Here is an 18,116-nt window from a genome sequence, read left to right on the forward strand (position 1 = left end):
CTCACAGGATGAGGCCCGGGCGGCGGCAAGCTACCTCTGCCGGCGCGCCCGGCGAGGTCAAAACCAAGGGGCGCATGAGCAACCCTTTACATGTTGTTAATGGAGAGTTTCACAATGGCATTTGACGCGTATATCCAAATCGACGGCATCCCAGGCGAAGTACTGGATGAAAAACACAAGGACTGGATCGAAGTGCTGGGCTACGAGTACGGCGCCACCCAGGCTACGTCGGCAACCGCCAGCTCCTCGGGCGGTGCGTCCTCCGAGCGCGTTGCCCTGAGCGACTTCAAGATCCGCAAGGCAGTCGACAAGGCATCGGCCAAACTGTTCGAACACTGCTGCACCGGCAAGCACATTGCCAAGCTGAAGCTGAACGTGAACCGCGCCGGTGGCGACAAGGTCACCTACCTGACCATCGACATGGAAGAAGTGGTGGTCTCTTCGGTCAAGTTTGTTGCCGGTGGCAACCAGAATGGTGAAGACAAGGCGGTCAGCGACCTGCCGGTTGAAGAAATCAGCTTCAACTTTGCCCGCATCAAGACCACCTACACCCAGCAGAACCGCACCGACGGCCAGGCCGGCGGCAACATCGTCGGTGGCTGGGACCGCACCGCGAACAAAGTGTTTGCCTAAGCACGTGCCAGACCATGGGCCGCTTCGGCGGCCTGTGTTCCGCAGCGCGCCGGGTTTTCTGGCGCGCTGTTCATTAGCCATGTCCAGAGTGTTCTATGCCTGAAATTCTCAATGACCTCTCGCTGGCCACACTGGTCGCCCCTATCGAGGGTGGCAGTGGTGAAGACTTGAGCTTCTCTGCCTTGTTCGACCAGATCAAGGAGGCACGCCGGGCGGACCCTGACTACCTGACCCAGGGCGACTGGCAAACCGACCTGAAGACTGCCGACTGGGAGCAGGTGATCAACCTGTCGGCTCAAGGGCTTGCGCAGCAAAGCAAAGACCTGATGCTGGTGGCCTGGCTCTGCGAGGGGCTGGCCCAGCGCGAACACTTCGAAGGCATCACCTTTGGCCTCGAGCTGACCGAACAGCTCCTGGTTGCGTTCTGGGAAACGCTGTACCCCACCCTCGAAGACGGCCTGGACGAGCGCGCGGCGCGACTGTCCTGGTTGAAGACCACGCTCACCGACATTGCCGGTGGCTTGCCCATTATCCAGGGGCAGAATTTTGGCGTGTTGCGCTATGACGAATCACGCCATGTAGAAAACCTCGCCTTGCAAAACCCCAAGGCGATGCAGACAGCGCTGAACGAAGGCAAGATCAACGCCGAGATCTTCCAGCGTTCGGTAGCGCTTACCGACACCGATTACCTGCGCGCCAAGGCCCAGCAGATCGCTACCAGCCTGAATGCATGCAAACGCCTGCAGGCCAGCGCCGACCGCCTGTTCGGCCACGAGGCGCCCAGCTTTGCCAGCCTTGCCGACATGCTTTCGCGTGCCAGCCAGCTGGCGGAAAAACTGCTCAAGGACCGCGGCGTAGAGCTACACCCCGCCATCCCGGAGGAAGCACAGCCACAGGCCACGGGCGCCAACCTCCACGAAGCAGGTGAACCGATGAATGCCACGCCCCCGACGACCGCGCCTGCAGCCCTGCGCACAACCCCGCTGACCCGCGACGAGGCATTCACCATGCTTGCGGGCATCGCCCAGTACTTCAAACAGAGCGAACCGCAAAGCCCGGTACCCTACCTGATCGAACGTGCGATCAAGTGGGGCAACATGCCGTTGGAAGGCTGGTTGAGTGACGTGATCAAGGACAACAACGTGGTGGACAACATCCGCGATGTGCTGGGCACCCGCTAGGGTCTGCAATAAAAGCCTTGAGACGAACGTCAGGTAAGGCGAAGACAGCCGGCTCCCTGCCCCCCCCACCGGCTCCATCGGGCAGGTCCCTTGACTGTTGCCCACGCAAGGGCGCTGCAATTGCTGTTAACTTGAGCGCCCTGCTCAGCTTCAGACAAGGACTGCTTCATGCCACCAAGCCCAACCACCCCAAGCGGTTTCATCCGCGTCCGTGGCGCCCGCGAGCACAACCTGAAGAACATTGATGTCGATATCCCCCGCGATGCCTTGGTGGTGTTCACCGGCGTGTCCGGCTCGGGCAAGTCCTCGTTGGCGTTCTCCACGCTGTATGCCGAAGCCCAGCGTCGCTATTTCGAATCGGTGGCGCCCTATGCCCGGCGCCTGATCGACCAGGTTGGCGTGCCGGATGTCGATGCCATCGATGGCTTGCCGCCGGCGGTGGCCCTGCAGCAGCAACGCGGCACGCCGAGTGCACGCTCCTCGGTGGGTAGCGTGACCACCTTGTCCAGTTCGATCCGCATGCTTTACTCCCGCGCAGGCCATTACCCGGCCGGGCAAGCGATGCTGTACGCCGAAGACTTTTCTCCGAACACGCCCCAGGGCGCTTGCCCGCAATGCCATGGCCTGGGGCGTGTCTACGAGGTGACCGAAGCGACCATGGTCCCCGACCCTTCGCTGACCATCCGTGAGCGTGCGGTAGCAGCGTGGCCAATGGCCTGGCAAGGGCAAAACCTGCGCGACATCCTGGTCACGCTGGGCTATGACGTCGATATCCCTTGGCGCGACCTGCCCCAGGCACAGCGCGACTGGATCCTGTTCACTGAAGAGACGCCCACCGCCCCCGTGTATGCCGGCCTGACCCCGGCGCAGACCCGCGAAGCCCTCAAGCGCAAACTGGAGCCCAGCTATCAAGGCACGTTCATGGGTGCCCGACGTTACGTGCTGCATACCTTCATGCACTCGCAGAGCGCGCAGATGCGCAAGCGTGTGGCCCAGTACATGCGCCCCAGCCCTTGCCCGCTGTGCCAAGGCAAACGCCTGAAGCGCGAAGCGCTGGCCGTGACCTTCGCCGGGCTGGACATCGCCGAACTGTCGCACCTGTCGTTGCAGGCGCTGGCCGAGGTGTTCCGCAAGGTGGCGGCAGCTGACTACCTGACCCAGCAGCAGGACGAACTGACACTGGAAAAACGCCTGGCGGCCCAACGCATCGCCAACGAGCTGCTCGAACGCATTGACACGCTGCTTGACCTCGGCCTTGGTTACCTGGCCCTGGAGCGCAGCACCCCAACCTTGTCTTCCGGTGAACTGCAACGCCTGCGCCTGGCCACGCAGCTGAATTCGCAGCTGTTCGGGGTGGTCTACGTGCTCGACGAGCCGTCGGCCGGCTTGCACCCGGCTGACAGTGAAGCGCTGTTCGAAGCCTTGCAGCGCCTGAAACAGGCTGGCAACTCGGTGTATGTGGTGGAGCATGACCTGGACACCATGCACCGCGCCGACTGGCTGGTGGATGTAGGGCCAGCTGCCGGCGAGCACGGCGGCACCATCCTCTACAGCGGGCCGCCTGCCGGCCTGGCCGAGGTCCAGCAGTCATGCACCCGCACCTACCTGTTCAGTGCCCCGGCCCAGGCCACACGCGCCCCCCGCCAGGCCCGCGACTGGCTGAAGCTCGAAGGCATCACCCGCAATAACCTCGATAACCTGAACGCTGCATTCCCGCTGGGCTGCTTTACCGCCGTTACCGGTATTTCCGGCTCGGGTAAATCCAGCCTGGTCAGCCAGGCCCTGCTGGAACTGGTAGGGGCACACCTGGGCCATGCCGAGCAACGTAGCGAGCCCGAAGCGCAAAGCCTGGAAGATGAACCTGAACAGACCAGCAGCGGCCACGTAAGCGCCGGGCTTGGCAGCATCAAGCGGCTGGTGCAAGTTGACCAGAAGCCGATCGGCCGCACGCCGCGCTCCAACCTGGCCACCTACACTGGCCTGTTCGACCACGTGCGCAAACTGTTCGCGGCTACCGAGCAGGCCAAGGCACAGGGCTTCGACGCCGGGCGCTTTTCGTTCAACGTTGCCAAGGGCCGGTGCGCCAACTGCGAGGGTGAGGGTTTCGTCAGCGTCGAGCTGCTGTTCATGCCCAGCGTGTATGCGCCCTGCCCGACCTGCCAGGGTGCCCGCTACAACCCCGAAACCCTGGCGGTGAGCTGGCAAGGCATGAACATCGCGCAAGTGCTGCAGTTGACCGTCGACCAGGCCCTGCAGGTTTTTGCCGAACAACCGCCTGCACGCCGTTGCCTGCAAGTGCTACAGGATATCGGCCTGGGCTACTTGCGTCTGGGCCAGCCAGCCACCGAGCTGTCCGGTGGCGAAGCGCAGCGCATCAAGCTGGCGACCGAACTGCAGCGCATGGCCCGCGGGGCAACCCTGTATGTGCTGGATGAACCCACCAACGGCTTGCACCCGCAGGACATCGACCGGCTGCTGGTACAGCTGAACCGCCTGGTAGAAAGCGGGCATAGCGTGGTGGTGGTCGAGCATGACATGCGAGTGGTGGCGCAGAGCGACTGGGTGATCGATATCGGGCCGGGGGCTGGCGATGCCGGGGGCAAGGTGGTGGTCAGTGGCACGCCGCAGGTGGTGGCGGCATGTACCAACAGCCGCACGGCGGCGTTTCTGGCCAAGGCCTTGTGACCCCTGCGCATTGCCAGGTTGCTGGGCCGCCGACTAGCGCGCATTGACTCAACGGAAATTGCTGTCGTTGCCAATGGCCTACATCCACCAGGCCAGCACCACCGGCAACCAGGCAAACGACAGCACCGTAGAACACATCACCAGGTTCGCCACCTGCTCTGGCTCACGGTTGGCCCGCACCGCCATCAGGTAGTTGAACACGGCCACCGGCATCGCCGACTGCACCACCAGCACCGCACGCTCCAGGCTGTCCATATCCAATACCGCGCCCACTGCCCAGCCCACCGCAGCGCCCAGGCCAATGCGCAAACCGCCCAGCAACATGCCGCTGCCCACGTGACGCAGGCGAATGCTGGCCAGTGATACCCCCAAGGTCAGCAGCATGAGCGGGATGGTCATGCCGCCCAGCAGGTCTACGGTGTTGGCCAGCCAACGCGGCAGTTCGAAATCGAGAAAGATGATGGGCATGGCGCCGGCCAGGCTGATGACGATAGGGTTGCGCAGCAGCGCCTTGAGCGAAGCCGCCGTGCCGGAAATGGCCATGCCGATGGTGAACTGCACGATGGACAGGGTCAGGAAAAACGCCACAGCCAGGGCCAGGCCATGCTCACCGAAGGCATACAGACTGATCGGCAGGCCCATGTTGCCTGTATTAGGGAACATGAACGCCGGTAGCAGTACCCGCCAGTGCATGCCCGACGCGCGACACACCAGCAAAGCGGCCAAGGCCATCCCCAAGGTGCACAGCAAGCAGGCCACGGCCATGCTGGTAAAGGCATTCGGGTTCAGCTCGGTACGACTGAGGGTGGACAGCACCAGCGAAGGTGTGCCGACGGTCATCACCACCCGGGCGATGAAATCGGTGGGGTAATCCAGGCCCTTGCGGGCCCAGGCAAAGCCAATTCCGGCGACGATGAAAACCGGAGCCAGGACTGCGAACAGCGACGCGAACATGGAGGCCTTCCTTGGTGGGGGGGGTCAGCATTATGCAGCACTCTGCAAGATTGCCGTGCCGATCTCACCGCACGCAGGAGCAGCCATCTGAAATGTCTGTGGAAGACATGTTCATGTCGCGCTGAGACTGCGGCGTCTCGTCGCACACCCATACCCCTTGGCAAAAGCGTCCAAGCCCGTAGAATCCCGCTTCCTTTTCGCCCGTCGCCTTGAACGGTGGCAACCAGCAGCAATGACAGAGTCAGCGCCTGAACACATGAACGCACATGTGAAGTAGGCTCAACCCTCCCCGCCCGGCCCATCTCCCATAACGCCCAGCGGTTGAGTCTTGCCCAGGTCGCATCCGTGTCGCCACTCGCCCCTTGCCGGGTCGAGCCGGTGTGCGCGCCGAGAAGGTGCTCATTCCGCTCATCCAACTAGAGGTACGTATGTCTCCGCGTTTGCTGGCCATGGCGCTGGCGCCCCTGCTCGGGCTGTTCATCATCGCCCTGGGCAACGGCTTCATGTCTTCCCTGACCACCCTGCGCCTGGGCGCCGCCGGTGAGTCTGCCACCACCATCGGTATCGTCTCGTCGACCTACTTCATCGGCCTGACCCTCGGTGCCATCTTCAACGACCGGCTGATCCTGCGCATTGGCCACATCCGCGCCTATACCAGCTTCGCCTCGCTGATTGCCGTCACCATCCTGCTGCAAGGGTTGTTCTACGAGGTCACCTGGTGGTCGGTGCTGCGCCTGATCAATGGCTGGGCGGCAGTCGGCGTGTTTCTGGTGATCGAGAGCTGGCTGCTGCTGGCCGGTGACGCAAAGATTCGTGGCCGCCTGCTGGCGCTGTACATGATCGCCTTCTACGGCGCCGGGGTGATCGCCCAGGCCGGCCTTGGCGAAATCACCCAGCTAGGCGATACCGCCCCGTTCATGCTGGCCGGCGTGCTGGCCGCCCTGTCGGTGCTACCGATCGTGATCCTGCCGCGGGTGTCGCCGCTGCTGGACCAGGTCGAACCCCTCAAGCCCCGCCAGTTACTGGGCGTGGCACCGTCGGGCCTGGTCGGCTGCTTCGGCTCGGGCGTGGCGATTGCCGGCATCTATGCGCTGCTGCCACTGTACTTGCAGCGCATCGGCCTGGAGGTGGGTGAAGTTGGCAACATGATGGCCTGGGTCATCCTCGGCGCGATGCTGCTGCAATACCCGGTCGGGCGCTGGTCCGACCGCAAGGACCGCCTCGATGTGCTGCTCGCGCTTGCCGCGTTGTGCGTTGTCCTGTCGCTTGTAACGGTGTTCCTGCCATCGGACTCGTTCCTGCTGCCGGCCATGCTGTTCCTGTTGGGTGGCGGCGTGTTCACGCTGTACCCGGTGGCGGTCAGCCATGCGGCCGACCGCGCGCCTTCCGATGCGCTGGTACCGATGATTCAGGGCCTGCTACTGATCAACTCGCTGGGTTCGGCCATGGCCCCGGTGGCCATTTCACCGATGATGACCGAGTTTGGTGAGGCCGGGTTGTTCTGGGCGTTTGCCGTGGTCAACCTGACCATGGTGTGCTTCTTCATGTGGCGCCGTGGCAAACGCCCGGCAGCAGAGCACCCTGCCCCGTTCACCGCGTCGACCACCTTCTCGCCAACTGGCGCCGAGCTGCGGGTGACCGAAGACCTGATGCATGCAGCGCAGGAGCATCCGCCGCTGGAGCCAGTCGAAACCCCGGCGCCCGCACAGCACTCAGCATCCTGATGATTGCAGGGGCCGCACTGCGGCCCAATCGCGGTACCAGGCCGTTCCCACAGAAGATTACATTTCCTTCTGCGGGCGGCCTTGGGTGTGACAGGGATATACAGCCCCCAGAAATTGCCACTCGTCGCCCAGAAGGCACCCCGCCAGCTGCCGCCAGCCAAACGAATGACTGATCATCCGCAAAGGAGAAGTCCCATGATCCGCATTCGCCCGCTATCCCTGTGCCTGGCGCTCGCCCTGAGCAGCCTCACCGGCACTGCCTTCGCCGCCACCGACACCCATACCGACAGCCATCCGCAAACCGACCACTCTGGCGGCAAGACCGTCGGTGAAGGCAGCAGCGTCAACAGCCCCGGCAGCGGCAAAGGTAACGACAGCAGTGACACAGGCAGCAACACCGATGCCGCCGACGGTGCCGCTGGCGGCTCCAACAATACCGGCGAAGGCACTGGCTCTGGTGCCGGTGCCAGCGGCGGCACTGCCGAGGACCAGGACAGCCGCTGAAGCCGACCTGGACTAAACTGAGCCCTGACGCCCTGACCAGGATTGACCATGCACCTCAAACACTGGCTGTTCGCTGCTTTGCTGCCGTGCACTGCTTTAGCTGGCGCAGGCAACCAAGGCGCGATGTCGATCAGTTCCTCGTCATTCACCGATGGCGGCGTCATCGCCCTGCAACAGGTCGGCCAGGACCCGGCATGCGGCGCCGGCGAAGAGCGGACCCCGCAACTGAGCTGGGACAACTTGCCCGCAGGTACGCGGTCGCTGGCCCTGATCATGTTCGACCCGGACGGTGGCAAGGGCGTTGGTGTGGTGCACTGGATCGCCTACAACATCGACCCCGAACAGGATGGGCTCAAGGCAGGCACGGCAGGGCTGAGCGGGCCATCCGTGACAGTGGGCCGCAACTCCCGCGGTACCCTCAGCTACCGAGGCCCCTGCCCACCCGCCGGCGACAACCCTCATCATTACGCACTGACCCTGATTGCCACCGACCTGCCTTTGGGTACCTTGCCTGAGGGGCTGGATCGCAGCGGCCTGCTACAACTGCTTCAAGGCCACGCGCTGGGGGCTCAAAGCCTGGTCGGGCGATACGGCCATTGAACCAGTCAGTACAAAAACAAATGATCAGCCCCATAGCATTTATCCATTGAATGGCCTGCACGAACTGAAGTAAGCTCGGGCTCATTCACTGGAGAGCAACATGCCGAAACACACCCGCAACCACGCCAACCACACCGGTCGCAGCCTGCGCCCTGTGCTGGCCGTTGCCGGCTGCGTGGCACCTGCCAACTATTACTTTGGGTATTGGTTTAGCCATTAGGCGCCGATACCCACCCGGCGTCCACCTTCGAGGGGCCGCCGAACATGAGAATACTCAAACCCCCGGTCGGCTTCCCGACCGGGGGTTTTGCTTTTCAGGCCTTTGACCAACACCGATTCACTTTGAGGACAGATTCATGAACTACGCCACTTATTACTACGCAAACACCTCTGCCTGGCGATTTAGCCAATCCCGCTCGGGCCAGCCTGCCGCCTCCGATCGGTCCTCTACAGGTGGCAATGCAGCAGCCAATACCAATTCAACGATCTGTCGAACACCTCGATAGGGCCGACAATGCGGGCCTGAACCCGCTGTCCGCCCAGGGAAAAACGCCATGCACGCTTCCAACCTCGCCCTGCCCCTGACCCAGCCGCAAGCGGCCAACACCACTGTCAGCAAACGCTTGCCCAGCCCGCACCTGCTCAAACAACAGATGCCACTGTCCAGCGAACTGGCCCAGCAAGTCCAGGCCCATCGCCTGGCCATCCGCGACATCCTCGAAGGCCGCGACCCGCGCCTGCTGGTCATCGTCGGCCCCTGCTCCATCCATGACCCACGCGCAGCCCTGGAATACGCCGACCGCCTGGCCGCCCTTGGCCGCGAAGTCAACGACAAGCTGCTGCTGGTGATGCGCGCCTACGTCGAAAAACCGCGTACTACAGTGGGCTGGAAAGGCCTGGCCTACGACCCGCACCTCGATGGCAGTGACGACATGCACTCAGGCATCGCCTTGTCCCGCGGGCTGATGCTGAGCATGATCGAACGCGGCCTGCCGATCGCTACCGAGTTGCTGCAACCGATGGCCGCCGGCTACTTCGATGACCTGCTGGCCTGGGCCGCGATTGGCGCACGCACCACCGAATCGCAAATCCACCGCGAAATGGTCAGTGGGCTGGAACTGCCGGTCGGCTTCAAGAACGGTACGGACGGCGGCATCGCCATCGCCAGCGACGCCATGCGCAGCGCTGCCCACCCCCACCGGCACTTCGGCATGGATGCACAGGGCCACCCGGCGATCATCGAGACCTTGGGTAACCCGGACACGCACCTGGTACTGCGCGGCGGCCACAAAGGCCCGAACTACGATGCCAACAGCATCGCCATGGCCCGCCAGGCGTTGGCCAAGGCCGGCCTGCAGGCACGGATCATGGTCGATTGCAGCCACGCCAACAGCGGCAAGGACCCGGCGCGCCAGCCAGCGGTCTTCAATGAGGTGCTGGAGCAGCGCCTGGGCGGCGACCGTTCGCTGGTCGGGGTGATGATCGAAGGGCATTTGTTCGATGGCTGCCAGGCACTGGGCAAGGGCGCACTCAAATACGGCGTGTCGATTACCGACGGCTGCCTGGGCTGGGCCTCGACCGAAACCCTGTTGCGTGAGGCGGCACAAAAACTGTAGGCCAATGGTTGCAAGCCTGGCGAGACATACCCCGGACAAGTGCGCTAGGCTTGCCTTTTTTACCCCCAAGGAGCAGTACCCATGGCCCGTGCAACCGCCCGCCACATTCTGGTCAGCAGCGAAGACAAGTGCAACGAACTGAAAGCCCAGATCGAAGCAGGCGCCGACTTCGCTGAAATCGCCAAAGCCAACTCCACCTGCCCGTCCAGCCGTCAGGGCGGTGACCTGGGCTCGTTCGGCCCAGGCCAGATGGTCAAGGAATTCGACACCGTGGTCTTCAGCGCCCCGGTCAACACCGTGCAAGGCCCGGTGAAGACCCAGTTCGGCTACCACCTGCTGGAAGTGACCAGCCGCCAGGACTGATTCCCCCCTCCCGGTGATCAGCCCCCCTGTGGGAGCGGGTTTACCCGCGAAGAGGCCAGACCAGACAACCTCGTTGCCTGCTCCGACGCATTCGCGGGTAAACCCGCTCCCACAAGTATTGTGGGGGCTTGTATTTTCGTGCATGGGCTTTACGGTCCAAGCGGCTACCACCCACGCCCTCACCGTCTACGGTGAAGCCCCCCGCTACGCCGCCAGCTTCCGGCATTTCGACTATGTAAACCCCGACGCCCCCAAGGGCGGCATCTTGCGCCGCTCGGCCATCGAGATCGGCCAGTTCGACCACATCCTGCCCTACATCGACAAAGGCATCGGTGTCAGCGAAGTCGATGGTCTGCTGTACGCGCCACTGGCGGTACGCTCGTACGATGAACCCTATACCGTTTACGGCCTGATCGCCCGGCGCATGGAGCGCGGCCCCAATGATGAGTGGCTGCGTTTCGACATCGACCCACGCGCCACCTTCGCCGATGGCAAGCCGGTGCGCGCCGAAGACGTGCGTTTCACCTTCGAACTGCTGATGAGCAAGGGCAGCCTCAAATACCGTACCCAGTTTGCCGACGTGACCGGCGTGACCGTGGAAAGCCTGCACAGCGTACGATTCGACTTGAAGCCCGAGCACGGCCGCACCCTGGCGCTGGACCTCGCCAGCCTGCCGGTAATGCCCGAGCACGACTGGCAGCAGCGCGATTTTGCCAACGGTGCCGGCTTCGACAAGCCGGTTGGCAGCGGGCCATACCGCATCGGGCGCATCGACAACGGCCGCAGCATCACCTTCGAACGCGACCCGACATGGTGGGCACGTGACTTGCCGGCCAGCCGTGGCCGCTACAATTTCGACAAGCTGCGCATCGAGTACTTCGGCGACACCGAAGTGGCGCGCCAGGTACTCAAAGGCGGTGGCTACGACTATAACCGCGAGTTCTCCGCCACGGCCTACACCTTGGGCTACAACGGTGCGCAACTGGACGACGGCCGCCTGCAACGCGCCCACCTGGCCCCGGCCAAACCGCAGGTGGCCCAAGGTTTCGTGTTCAACCTCGACCAGCCGCAGTTCAAGGACCGCCGTGTGCGCCAGGCGCTGGGTATGTTGTGGGACTACGAGTGGAGCAACCGGCAGATGATGCGCAACCTGTACATCCGCCAGCAAAGCGTGTTCTCCAATACCCCTTTGGCCGCTCGCCAGTTGCCGGATGCGGAGGAGTTGAAGCTGCTCGCCCCCTTGCGCGGCCAAGTGCCAGATGAAGTGTTCACCACGGTGTTCACTGCCCCGGTCACCGACGGCTCGGGGATCATCCGTAAACAGCAGTTGCAGGCCTTGGCCCTGCTCGAACAAGCCGGCTGGTACCCCGAAGGCGACCGCTTGGTCAATAGCCAGGGCACGCCACTGGCGTTCACGTTCCTCAATGGCCAGGCGGGCCTTGAACGCCTGCTGCTGCCGTGGAAGCGCAACCTGGCCCAGATCGGCGTGACCCTGAACATCCGCAACGTCGACTCGGCCCAGTACGTCAACCGGCTGATGGCGCGCGATTACGACATGATCGTCACCGGCTACCCGGTCACCCTGTCGCCGGGCGCCGAGTTGTACAACTACTTCGGCTCGGCGGCCGCTCACGACCCCGGCTCGAACAACCTGATGGTCCTGCAGGACCCGGCCGTAGACCACCTGATCGACGGCCTGGTTCGCGCCGACACCCAGGCCGACATGCTGCGTCACGCCCATGCCCTGGACCGCGTGCTGCAATGGAATTACTACTGGATCCCCAACTACTACCCGCCAGGCAGCTCCACCGCCTGGTGGAACCGCTTCGGCCTGCCCAAGGTCCAGGCCACCTATGACGAGGGCCTGGACACCTGGTGGGAGGTCAGCCCTACCCCGCTGACCAACGCGCAAATGGCCGAACGCCGGAAGGCCTCGCCATGACCGCTTATATCCTGCGCCGCCTGTTGCTGATCATTCCGACGCTGCTGGCAATCCTGCTGGTCAATTTCGCCATCGTCCAGGCCGCGCCGGGTGGCCCGGTGGAGCAAGCCGTGGCCCGCCTCCAGGGCATCGGTGGCGGCGCACCTGGCGCGCGCGCTGAAGTGGTTCATGGCGAATCCCGCGCCACACGCGGCCTGGACCCGAAACTGATCGAAGAGATCAAGCGCCAGTACGGCTTTGACAAGTCCGCCCCCGAACGCCTGTGGTTGATGCTGGGCCAATATGCCCGGCTGGACTTTGGCAACAGCTTCTTCCGCGGCGCCAAAGTCACCGACCTGATTCTCGACAAGTTGCCGGTCACCTTGTCGCTGGGCTTCTGGGCCACGCTGATCACCTACCTGGTGTCGATCCCGCTGGGCATCCGCAAGGCAATGCGCCATGGCAGCCGCTTCGATGCCTGGAGCAGCGCATTGATCGTGATCGGTTACGCCCTGCCTTCGTTCCTGTTCGCGCTCTTGCTGATCGTACTGTTTGCCGGCGGCACTTCGCTCAGCTGGTTCCCGGTACGCGGCCTGGTCTCGGACAATTTCGACGAGCTCAGCCTGCTGGGTAAGGTCGCCGACTACTTCTGGCACCTGGTGCTGCCGGTCGCCGCCCTGGTGATCGGAGGGTTCGCCACCCTCACGTTGCTGACCAAGAATGCCTTCCTCGACGAGGTTTCCCGCCAATACGTGGTCACTGCCCGGGCCAAAGGCCTTAGCGAACGCCGCGTGCTGTATGGCCACGTACTGCGCAACGCCATGCTGCTGGTGGTGGCCGGGCTGCCACAGGCGCTGATTACGGTATTTTTCGCCGGTTCGTTGCTGATCGAGGTGATCTTTTCGCTCGATGGCCTGGGCCGCATGAGTTATGAGGCCGCCGTGTCGCGGGATTACCCGGTGGTGTTCGGCACGCTGTTCATCTTCACCCTGGCGGGCCTGCTGATTCGTCTGATCGGTGACCTGTCTTACACGTTGCTCGACCCGCGCATCGACTTCGATACGAGGGCGCATTGATGCTATCGCCCCTATCACGCCGCCTGCAACGCTTTCGGCGCCACCGCCTGGGCTGGGTGTCGCTGTGGTTGTTTGCCGGCCTTCTGCTGCTGAGCCTTTGCGCCGAACTGGTGGCCAACGACAAGCCACTGCTGCTGGGCTACAAGGGCGAGCTGTACGTTCCGGCGCTCAAACGCTACACCGAGCAGCAGTTTGGCGGGCAACTGCCGTTTCAACCCGACTACCGCAGCGCCTATGTGCGCCAACTGATCGCGGAACAGGGTGGCTGGATGCTGTTCGCACCTATCCCGTTCAGTGCCGACACACCAAATTACGACCTGCAGGTGCCCACCCCCAGCCCGCCCAGTGCCAGCAACTGGCTAGGCACCGACGACCAAGGCCGTGACGTGCTGGCGCGGGTGCTTTATGGCACGCGGGTATCGCTGCTGTTCGCCTTTGCCCTTACCGCGGTCAGTGTGCTTATTGGCGTGGCGGCAGGCGCCCTGCAAGGCTACCACGGGGGCTGGGTCGACCTGCTCGGGCAGCGCCTGCTGGAGGTATGGTCGGGGTTGCCCGTGCTGTATCTGCTGATCATCCTCAGCGGTTTTGTCGAACCGGATTTCTGGTGGCTGCTGGGGATCATGGCGCTGTTTTCCTGGCTGGCCCTGGTCGACGTGGTGCGCGCCGAGTTCCTGCGCGGGCGCAATCTGGAGTATGTAAAGGCTGCGCGGGCGCTGGGGTTACCGGACAGCCAGGTCATGCTGCGGCATATCTTGCCCAATGCCATGAATGCCACGCTGACCTATGTGCCGTTCATGCTGACCGGGGCCATTACCACACTGACCGCGCTGGACTTTCTGGGCTTTGGCATGCCAGCGGGCAGCGCCTCGCTGGGCGAGCTGGTGACCCAGGGCAAGCAGCACCTGGAGGCACCGTGGTTGGGCTTTACCGCGTTCTTTGCGCTGGCGGTGATCCTGTCACTGCTGGTGTTTATCGGGGATGCCCTGCGTGAGGCGTTTGACCCCCGACGATAAGTTTTCAGGCCCGGTCTTTTCAGGGGCTTGTGCCAATACATGATTCAGGATGTTCACCCATGCACGACAGCGACAGCCTCAAGGACTACCCCCAGGTACGGCAACTGGCGATCCGCTCGCTGTTCGAGATCATCGAGCAGTCCAGCGAAGGCACGGTGATCGTCGATCGCCAGGCACGCATCGTCTGGATGAACGAACGCTACGCCCGACGCTTTGGCCTGGCCGACGCTGCCAGTGCCATCGGCCAACCCTGCGAAACGGTGATCCCTGGGAGCCTGATGCGCGACGTGGTAAGCAATGGCCGGCCCATCCTGCTGGACATGCTCGACACGCAGAACGAGCCGTTGGTGGTCATGCGCCTGCCCATCCACGACGACCAGGGCGCGCTGATCGGCGCCATCGGCTTTGCCCTGTTCGACGAACTGCGCAGCCTTTCGCCGCTGCTCAAACGCTATTCCAGCATGCAGCAGGAACTGGCCTCGACCCGCTCGCAACTACGCGCCCGCCAGGCCAAGTACAGCTTCGCCCAGTTCGTAGGCAGCAGCGCGGCCAGCCTGGAAGCCAAGCGACGCGCCCGGCGTGGCGCCGGCAGCGATTCACCCGTGTTGCTGCTGGGCGAAACCGGCACCGGCAAGGAACTGCTGGCCCACGCCATTCACGCAGCGTCAGCACGGGCGCACAAAGCCTTTGTCAGCATCAACAGCGCAGCCATCCCGGAGACGCTGCTGGAAGCCGAATTCTTCGGCACTGCGCCGGGTGCTTTTACCGGTGCCGATCGCAAAGGCCGCAGCGGCAAGCTGCAACTGGCCGAAGGCGGCACGTTGTTCCTCGACGAGATCGGCGACATGCCGCTGGCCTTGCAGAGCAAGCTGCTGCGGGTGCTGCAGGAAAAGGAATACGAGCCGGTCGGTTCGAACCAGATGCTGCGCAGCGATGTGCGCATCATTGCCGCCACCTCCATCGACCTGCAGGCTGCCATGGCCCGCGGGGCCTTCCGCGCCGACCTGTATTACCGGCTGAATGTGCTGCCGATCGATGTCCCGCCGTTGCGGCAACGGCTGGAGGACCTGCCGGCGCTGTGCGAAGCCATATTGGCTGAGCTGGGCAGCCAGTACGAGCTGGAAGCTGAAGCGCAGCAACTGCTGGCCAGGCATGCCTGGCCGGGGAACATTCGCGAGCTGCGCAATGTGCTGGAGCGCGCGACCTTGCTGGCGGATCAGCCTCGGCTGGGGGTTGCGGACTTGCGTGCGGCACTGGGGCCATTGAGCCCGCTGGCTGAGGCGCCCAAACGCCAGACCTACCGCGAGGCGTGCGAGGCATTTGAACGCGGCCTGATTACCGGGGCGCTGGCCGAACAGGGAGGAAAAGTGCCGGAGGCAGCGGCAGCCTTAGGGCTGGGGCGGTCGACGCTGTACAAGAAGATGGCGGCACTTGGTCTCTGATTGGAGACTCTTGTTTCTTATTTGAGATTACCGCCAGAGCTCCGCCTTCTATCAGAGGCAAGCCAGCGATAGGCTGTAAAGCAGCCCCTGGCGTCTCTGAATGTAGACATAAACTTCTAACAAAACTCTTTATCCCTTACAAATCAGCAAGTTACATAGTTGGCACGATTCCCGCTATCTCCTGTTCAACGATAAAAACAAGACTCACCCAGGAGACCCACCCCGATGACCGTGCTCATCGCACTCGCCGCTCTGGCCTTGCTGATGCTGGCCGCCTACCGCGGTTACAGCGTAATCCTCTTCGCCCCCATCGCCGCCCTCGGCGCTGTCCTGCTCACCGACCCTTCTGCCGTCGCCCCTGCGTTCACGGGGGTGTTCATGGAGAAAATGGTCGGTTTCATCAAACTGTACTTCCCCGTATTCCTGCTGGGCGCGGTGTTCGGCAAGCTGATCGAGCTGTCCGGCTTCTCCCGCTCGATCGTCGCTGCGGCCATCCGCCTGCTCGGCACCCGCCAGGCGATGCTGGTCATCGTCCTGGTCTGTGCCCTGCTCACTTACGGCGGTGTTTCGCTGTTCGTGGTGGTGTTCGCGGTGTACCCGTTCGCCGCCGAAATGTTCCGTCAGAGCAACATCCCCAAACGCCTGATCCCGGCCACCATCGCCCTGGGCGCATTCTCGTTCACCATGGACGCCTTGCCCGGCACCCCACAGATCCAGAACATCATCCCCAGCACCTTCTTCAACACCACCGCCTGGGCCGCACCGTGGCTGGGCCTGATCGGCACGCTGTTCGTCTTCTTTACCGGCATGGCCTATCTGCAGCGCCAGCGCAACAAGGCCCTGCGCGCCGGTGAAGGTTATGGCGCCAACTTGCGCAACGAGCCGGAAACCGCTGCCGACCTGAGCCTGCCCAACCCTTGGCTGGCGCTGTCGCCGCTGATACTGGTGGGGGTCATGAACCTGGTGTTCACCCACTGGATACCGCATTGGTACGGCCCCAGCCACAGCCTGCAATTGCCAGGCATGAGTGCACCGGTACAAAGCGACGTGACCAAGCTGACGGCCATCTGGGCTGTGCAGGCTGCGTTGCTGGTGGGCATCCTGATGGTCCTGGTGTGCGCCTTTGGGGCCATTCGTACGCGTTTGGCCGAAGGCACTAAAAGCGCGGTGGGCGGTGCCTTGCTGGCAGCCATGAACACCGCCTCGGAATATGGCTTTGGCGCGGTAATCGCCTCGTTGCCGGGTTTTCTGGTGCTGGCCGATGCCCTGCGCGGCATCCCCAACCCATTGGTGAACGAAGCCATCACCGTGACCTTGCTGGCCGGCATCACTGGCTCTGCTTCGGGCGGCATGAGCATCGCCCTGGCAGCCATGGGCGACACGTTCATCGCCGCCGCCCACGCGGCCGACATCCCGCTGGAAGTACTACACCGGGTAGCCGCCATGGCCAGCGGCGGCATGGACACCCTGCCGCACAACGGCGCGGTGATCACCTTGCTGGCGGTGACTGGCCTCACCCACCGCGAGGCTTACAAGGACATTTTTGGTATTACCCTGATCAAGACCCTGGCGGTGTTCGTGGTCATCACCACGTTCTACGCCACTGGCATCGTCTAAGGAGCATGGCATGACCCTTGAAGGCAAAACTGCACTCGTCACCGGTTCAACCAGCGGCATTGGCCTGGGCATCGCCCAGGTATTGGCCCGGGCTGGCGCCAACATCGTGCTCAACGGCTTTGGCGACCCGGGCCCCGCCATGGCGGAAATTGCCCGGCACGGGGTGAAGGTCGTCCATCACCCGGCCGACCTGTCGGATGTGATCCAGATCGAAGCCTTGTTCAACCTGGCCGAACGTGAGTTCGGCGGCGTCGACATCCTGGTCAACAACGCCGGTATCCAGCATGTGGCACCGGTTGAGCAGTTCCCGCCGGAAAGCTGGGACAAGATCATCGCCCTGAACCTGTCGGCCGTATTCCATGGCACCCGCCTGGCACTGCCGGGCATGCGCACGCGCGACTGGGGGCGCATCATCAATATCGCTTCGGTCCATGGCCTGGTCGGTTCGATTGGCAAGGCAGCCTACGTGGCAGCCAAGCATGGTGTGGTCGGCCTGACCAAGGTGGTCGGCCTGGAAACCGCCACCAGTCATGTCACCTGCAATGCCATCTGCCCGGGCTGGGTGCTGACACCGCTGGTACAAAAGCAGATCGACGATCGTGCGGCCAAGGGTGGCGATCGGTTGCAAGCGCAGCACGATCTGCTGGCAGAAAAGCAACCGTCGCTGGCCTTCGTTACCCCCGAACACCTCGGTGAGCTGGTACTCTTCCTGTGCAGCGAGGCCGGTAGCCAGGTTCGCGGCGCCGCCTGGAACGTCGATGGTGGCTGGTTGGCCCAGTGACGGGCG

General features: G+C 63.3%; 15 protein-coding genes. 14 read left to right on the forward strand and 1 reads right to left on the reverse strand.

The window, feature by feature from the left end:
- Positions 1-114 precede the first annotated feature (114 nt).
- The 3 genes from QCL51_RS13690 (at position 115) to QCL51_RS13700 (ending at position 4,499) form a co-directional block, all read left to right on the forward strand.
- Positions 115-633 carry a type VI secretion system tube protein Hcp gene (locus QCL51_RS13690; RefSeq protein ID WP_012052417.1) on the forward strand — a complete coding sequence of 173 codons (519 nt, stop codon included), beginning with the start codon at positions 115-117 and terminating at the stop codon, positions 631-633.
- 95 nt (positions 634-728) lie between these two features.
- On the forward strand, positions 729-1,814 hold the full coding sequence (gene tssA, locus QCL51_RS13695) for a type VI secretion system protein TssA (RefSeq protein WP_021785677.1): 1,086 nt from the start codon (positions 729-731) through the stop codon (positions 1,812-1,814).
- Positions 1,815-1,982: 168 nt separating this feature from the next.
- Positions 1,983-4,499, forward strand: a complete 2,517-nt coding sequence (locus QCL51_RS13700; RefSeq protein WP_323601226.1) for an excinuclease ABC subunit UvrA — start codon at positions 1,983-1,985, stop codon at positions 4,497-4,499.
- A 78-nt stretch (positions 4,500-4,577) separates the two neighbouring features.
- Here the strand turns inward: QCL51_RS13700 and QCL51_RS13705 are convergent, their stop codons facing one another.
- Positions 4,578-5,453 carry an AEC family transporter gene (locus QCL51_RS13705; RefSeq protein ID WP_021785675.1) on the reverse strand — a complete coding sequence of 292 codons (876 nt, stop codon included), beginning with the start codon at positions 5,451-5,453 and terminating at the stop codon, positions 4,578-4,580.
- A 428-nt stretch (positions 5,454-5,881) separates the two neighbouring features.
- Between QCL51_RS13705 and QCL51_RS13710 the strand changes: the two genes are divergently transcribed.
- From QCL51_RS13710 to hbdH, 11 genes are all read left to right on the forward strand, one after another.
- A complete protein-coding gene (locus QCL51_RS13710) occupies positions 5,882-7,177 on the forward strand; it encodes an MFS transporter (protein WP_021785674.1) in 1,296 nt (431 codons plus the stop codon).
- Between the two features lie 195 nt (positions 7,178-7,372).
- Positions 7,373-7,681, forward strand: a complete 309-nt coding sequence (locus QCL51_RS13715; RefSeq protein ID WP_021785673.1) for a hypothetical protein — start codon at positions 7,373-7,375, stop codon at positions 7,679-7,681.
- Between the two features lie 48 nt (positions 7,682-7,729).
- A complete protein-coding gene (locus QCL51_RS13720) occupies positions 7,730-8,281 on the forward strand; it encodes a YbhB/YbcL family Raf kinase inhibitor-like protein (protein ID WP_021785672.1) in 552 nt (183 codons plus the stop codon).
- A gap of 554 nt (positions 8,282-8,835) precedes the next feature.
- A complete protein-coding gene (locus tag QCL51_RS13725) occupies positions 8,836-9,897 on the forward strand; it encodes a 3-deoxy-7-phosphoheptulonate synthase (protein ID WP_103462546.1) in 1,062 nt (353 codons plus the stop codon).
- 81 nt (positions 9,898-9,978) lie between these two features.
- Positions 9,979-10,260, forward strand: coding sequence for a peptidylprolyl isomerase (locus tag QCL51_RS13730; RefSeq protein ID WP_003248318.1), 282 nt, complete (start codon positions 9,979-9,981; stop codon positions 10,258-10,260).
- A 142-nt stretch (positions 10,261-10,402) separates the two neighbouring features.
- A complete protein-coding gene (locus QCL51_RS13735; RefSeq protein WP_135192731.1) occupies positions 10,403-12,202 on the forward strand; it encodes an extracellular solute-binding protein in 1,800 nt (599 codons plus the stop codon).
- Positions 12,199-13,257 (forward strand): microcin C ABC transporter permease YejB, encoded by a 1,059-nt coding sequence (locus tag QCL51_RS13740; protein WP_021785668.1) that lies wholly within the window; start codon positions 12,199-12,201, stop codon positions 13,255-13,257. The genes QCL51_RS13735 and QCL51_RS13740 overlap by 4 nt, the downstream gene beginning before the upstream one ends.
- On the forward strand, positions 13,257-14,270 hold the full coding sequence (locus tag QCL51_RS13745) for an ABC transporter permease (RefSeq protein WP_338443472.1): 1,014 nt from the start codon (positions 13,257-13,259) through the stop codon (positions 14,268-14,270). The genes QCL51_RS13740 and QCL51_RS13745 overlap by 1 nt, the downstream gene beginning before the upstream one ends.
- Positions 14,271-14,329: 59 nt before the next feature.
- Complete coding sequence (locus tag QCL51_RS13750) at positions 14,330-15,712, forward strand: sigma 54-interacting transcriptional regulator (RefSeq protein ID WP_103444318.1); 1,383 nt, start codon at positions 14,330-14,332, stop codon at positions 15,710-15,712.
- Between the two features lie 225 nt (positions 15,713-15,937).
- Positions 15,938-17,329, forward strand: a complete 1,392-nt coding sequence (locus tag QCL51_RS13755) for a GntP family permease (RefSeq protein WP_103444317.1) — start codon at positions 15,938-15,940, stop codon at positions 17,327-17,329.
- A 10-nt stretch (positions 17,330-17,339) separates the two neighbouring features.
- The gene (gene hbdH, locus QCL51_RS13760; RefSeq protein ID WP_021785664.1) at positions 17,340-18,110 is read left to right on the forward strand and encodes a 3-hydroxybutyrate dehydrogenase; all 771 of its coding nucleotides are present in this window, start codon (positions 17,340-17,342) and stop codon (positions 18,108-18,110) included.
- Positions 18,111-18,116 lie beyond the last annotated feature (6 nt).

The organism is Pseudomonas sp. LTR0 (genome assembly GCF_036630035.1).
GTDB lineage: Bacteria > Pseudomonadota > Gammaproteobacteria > Pseudomonadales > Pseudomonadaceae > Aquipseudomonas > Aquipseudomonas putida_Y.

What these genes read in the sequence shown, in the direction of transcription:
- QCL51_RS13690 (WP_012052417.1), top strand. Translation starts at nt 115, where the DNA reads ATGGCATTTGACGCGTATATCCAAATCGACGGCATCCCAGGCGAAGTA.
- tssA (WP_021785677.1), top strand. Translation starts at nt 729, where the DNA reads ATGCCTGAAATTCTCAATGACCTCTCGCTGGCCACACTGGTCGCCCCT.
- QCL51_RS13700 (WP_323601226.1), top strand. Translation starts at nt 1,983, where the DNA reads ATGCCACCAAGCCCAACCACCCCAAGCGGTTTCATCCGCGTCCGTGGC.
- QCL51_RS13705 (WP_021785675.1), bottom strand. Translation starts at nt 5,453, where the DNA reads ATGTTCGCGTCGCTGTTCGCAGTCCTGGCTCCGGTTTTCATCGTCGCC.
- QCL51_RS13710 (WP_021785674.1), top strand. Translation starts at nt 5,882, where the DNA reads ATGTCTCCGCGTTTGCTGGCCATGGCGCTGGCGCCCCTGCTCGGGCTG.
- QCL51_RS13715 (WP_021785673.1), top strand. Translation starts at nt 7,373, where the DNA reads ATGATCCGCATTCGCCCGCTATCCCTGTGCCTGGCGCTCGCCCTGAGC.
- QCL51_RS13720 (WP_021785672.1), top strand. Translation starts at nt 7,730, where the DNA reads ATGCACCTCAAACACTGGCTGTTCGCTGCTTTGCTGCCGTGCACTGCT.
- QCL51_RS13725 (WP_103462546.1), top strand. Translation starts at nt 8,836, where the DNA reads ATGCACGCTTCCAACCTCGCCCTGCCCCTGACCCAGCCGCAAGCGGCC.
- QCL51_RS13730 (WP_003248318.1), top strand. Translation starts at nt 9,979, where the DNA reads ATGGCCCGTGCAACCGCCCGCCACATTCTGGTCAGCAGCGAAGACAAG.
- QCL51_RS13735 (WP_135192731.1), top strand. Translation starts at nt 10,403, where the DNA reads ATGGGCTTTACGGTCCAAGCGGCTACCACCCACGCCCTCACCGTCTAC.
- QCL51_RS13740 (WP_021785668.1), top strand. Translation starts at nt 12,199, where the DNA reads ATGACCGCTTATATCCTGCGCCGCCTGTTGCTGATCATTCCGACGCTG.
- QCL51_RS13745 (WP_338443472.1), top strand. Translation starts at nt 13,257, where the DNA reads ATGCTATCGCCCCTATCACGCCGCCTGCAACGCTTTCGGCGCCACCGC.
- QCL51_RS13750 (WP_103444318.1), top strand. Translation starts at nt 14,330, where the DNA reads ATGCACGACAGCGACAGCCTCAAGGACTACCCCCAGGTACGGCAACTG.
- QCL51_RS13755 (WP_103444317.1), top strand. Translation starts at nt 15,938, where the DNA reads ATGACCGTGCTCATCGCACTCGCCGCTCTGGCCTTGCTGATGCTGGCC.
- hbdH (WP_021785664.1), top strand. Translation starts at nt 17,340, where the DNA reads ATGACCCTTGAAGGCAAAACTGCACTCGTCACCGGTTCAACCAGCGGC.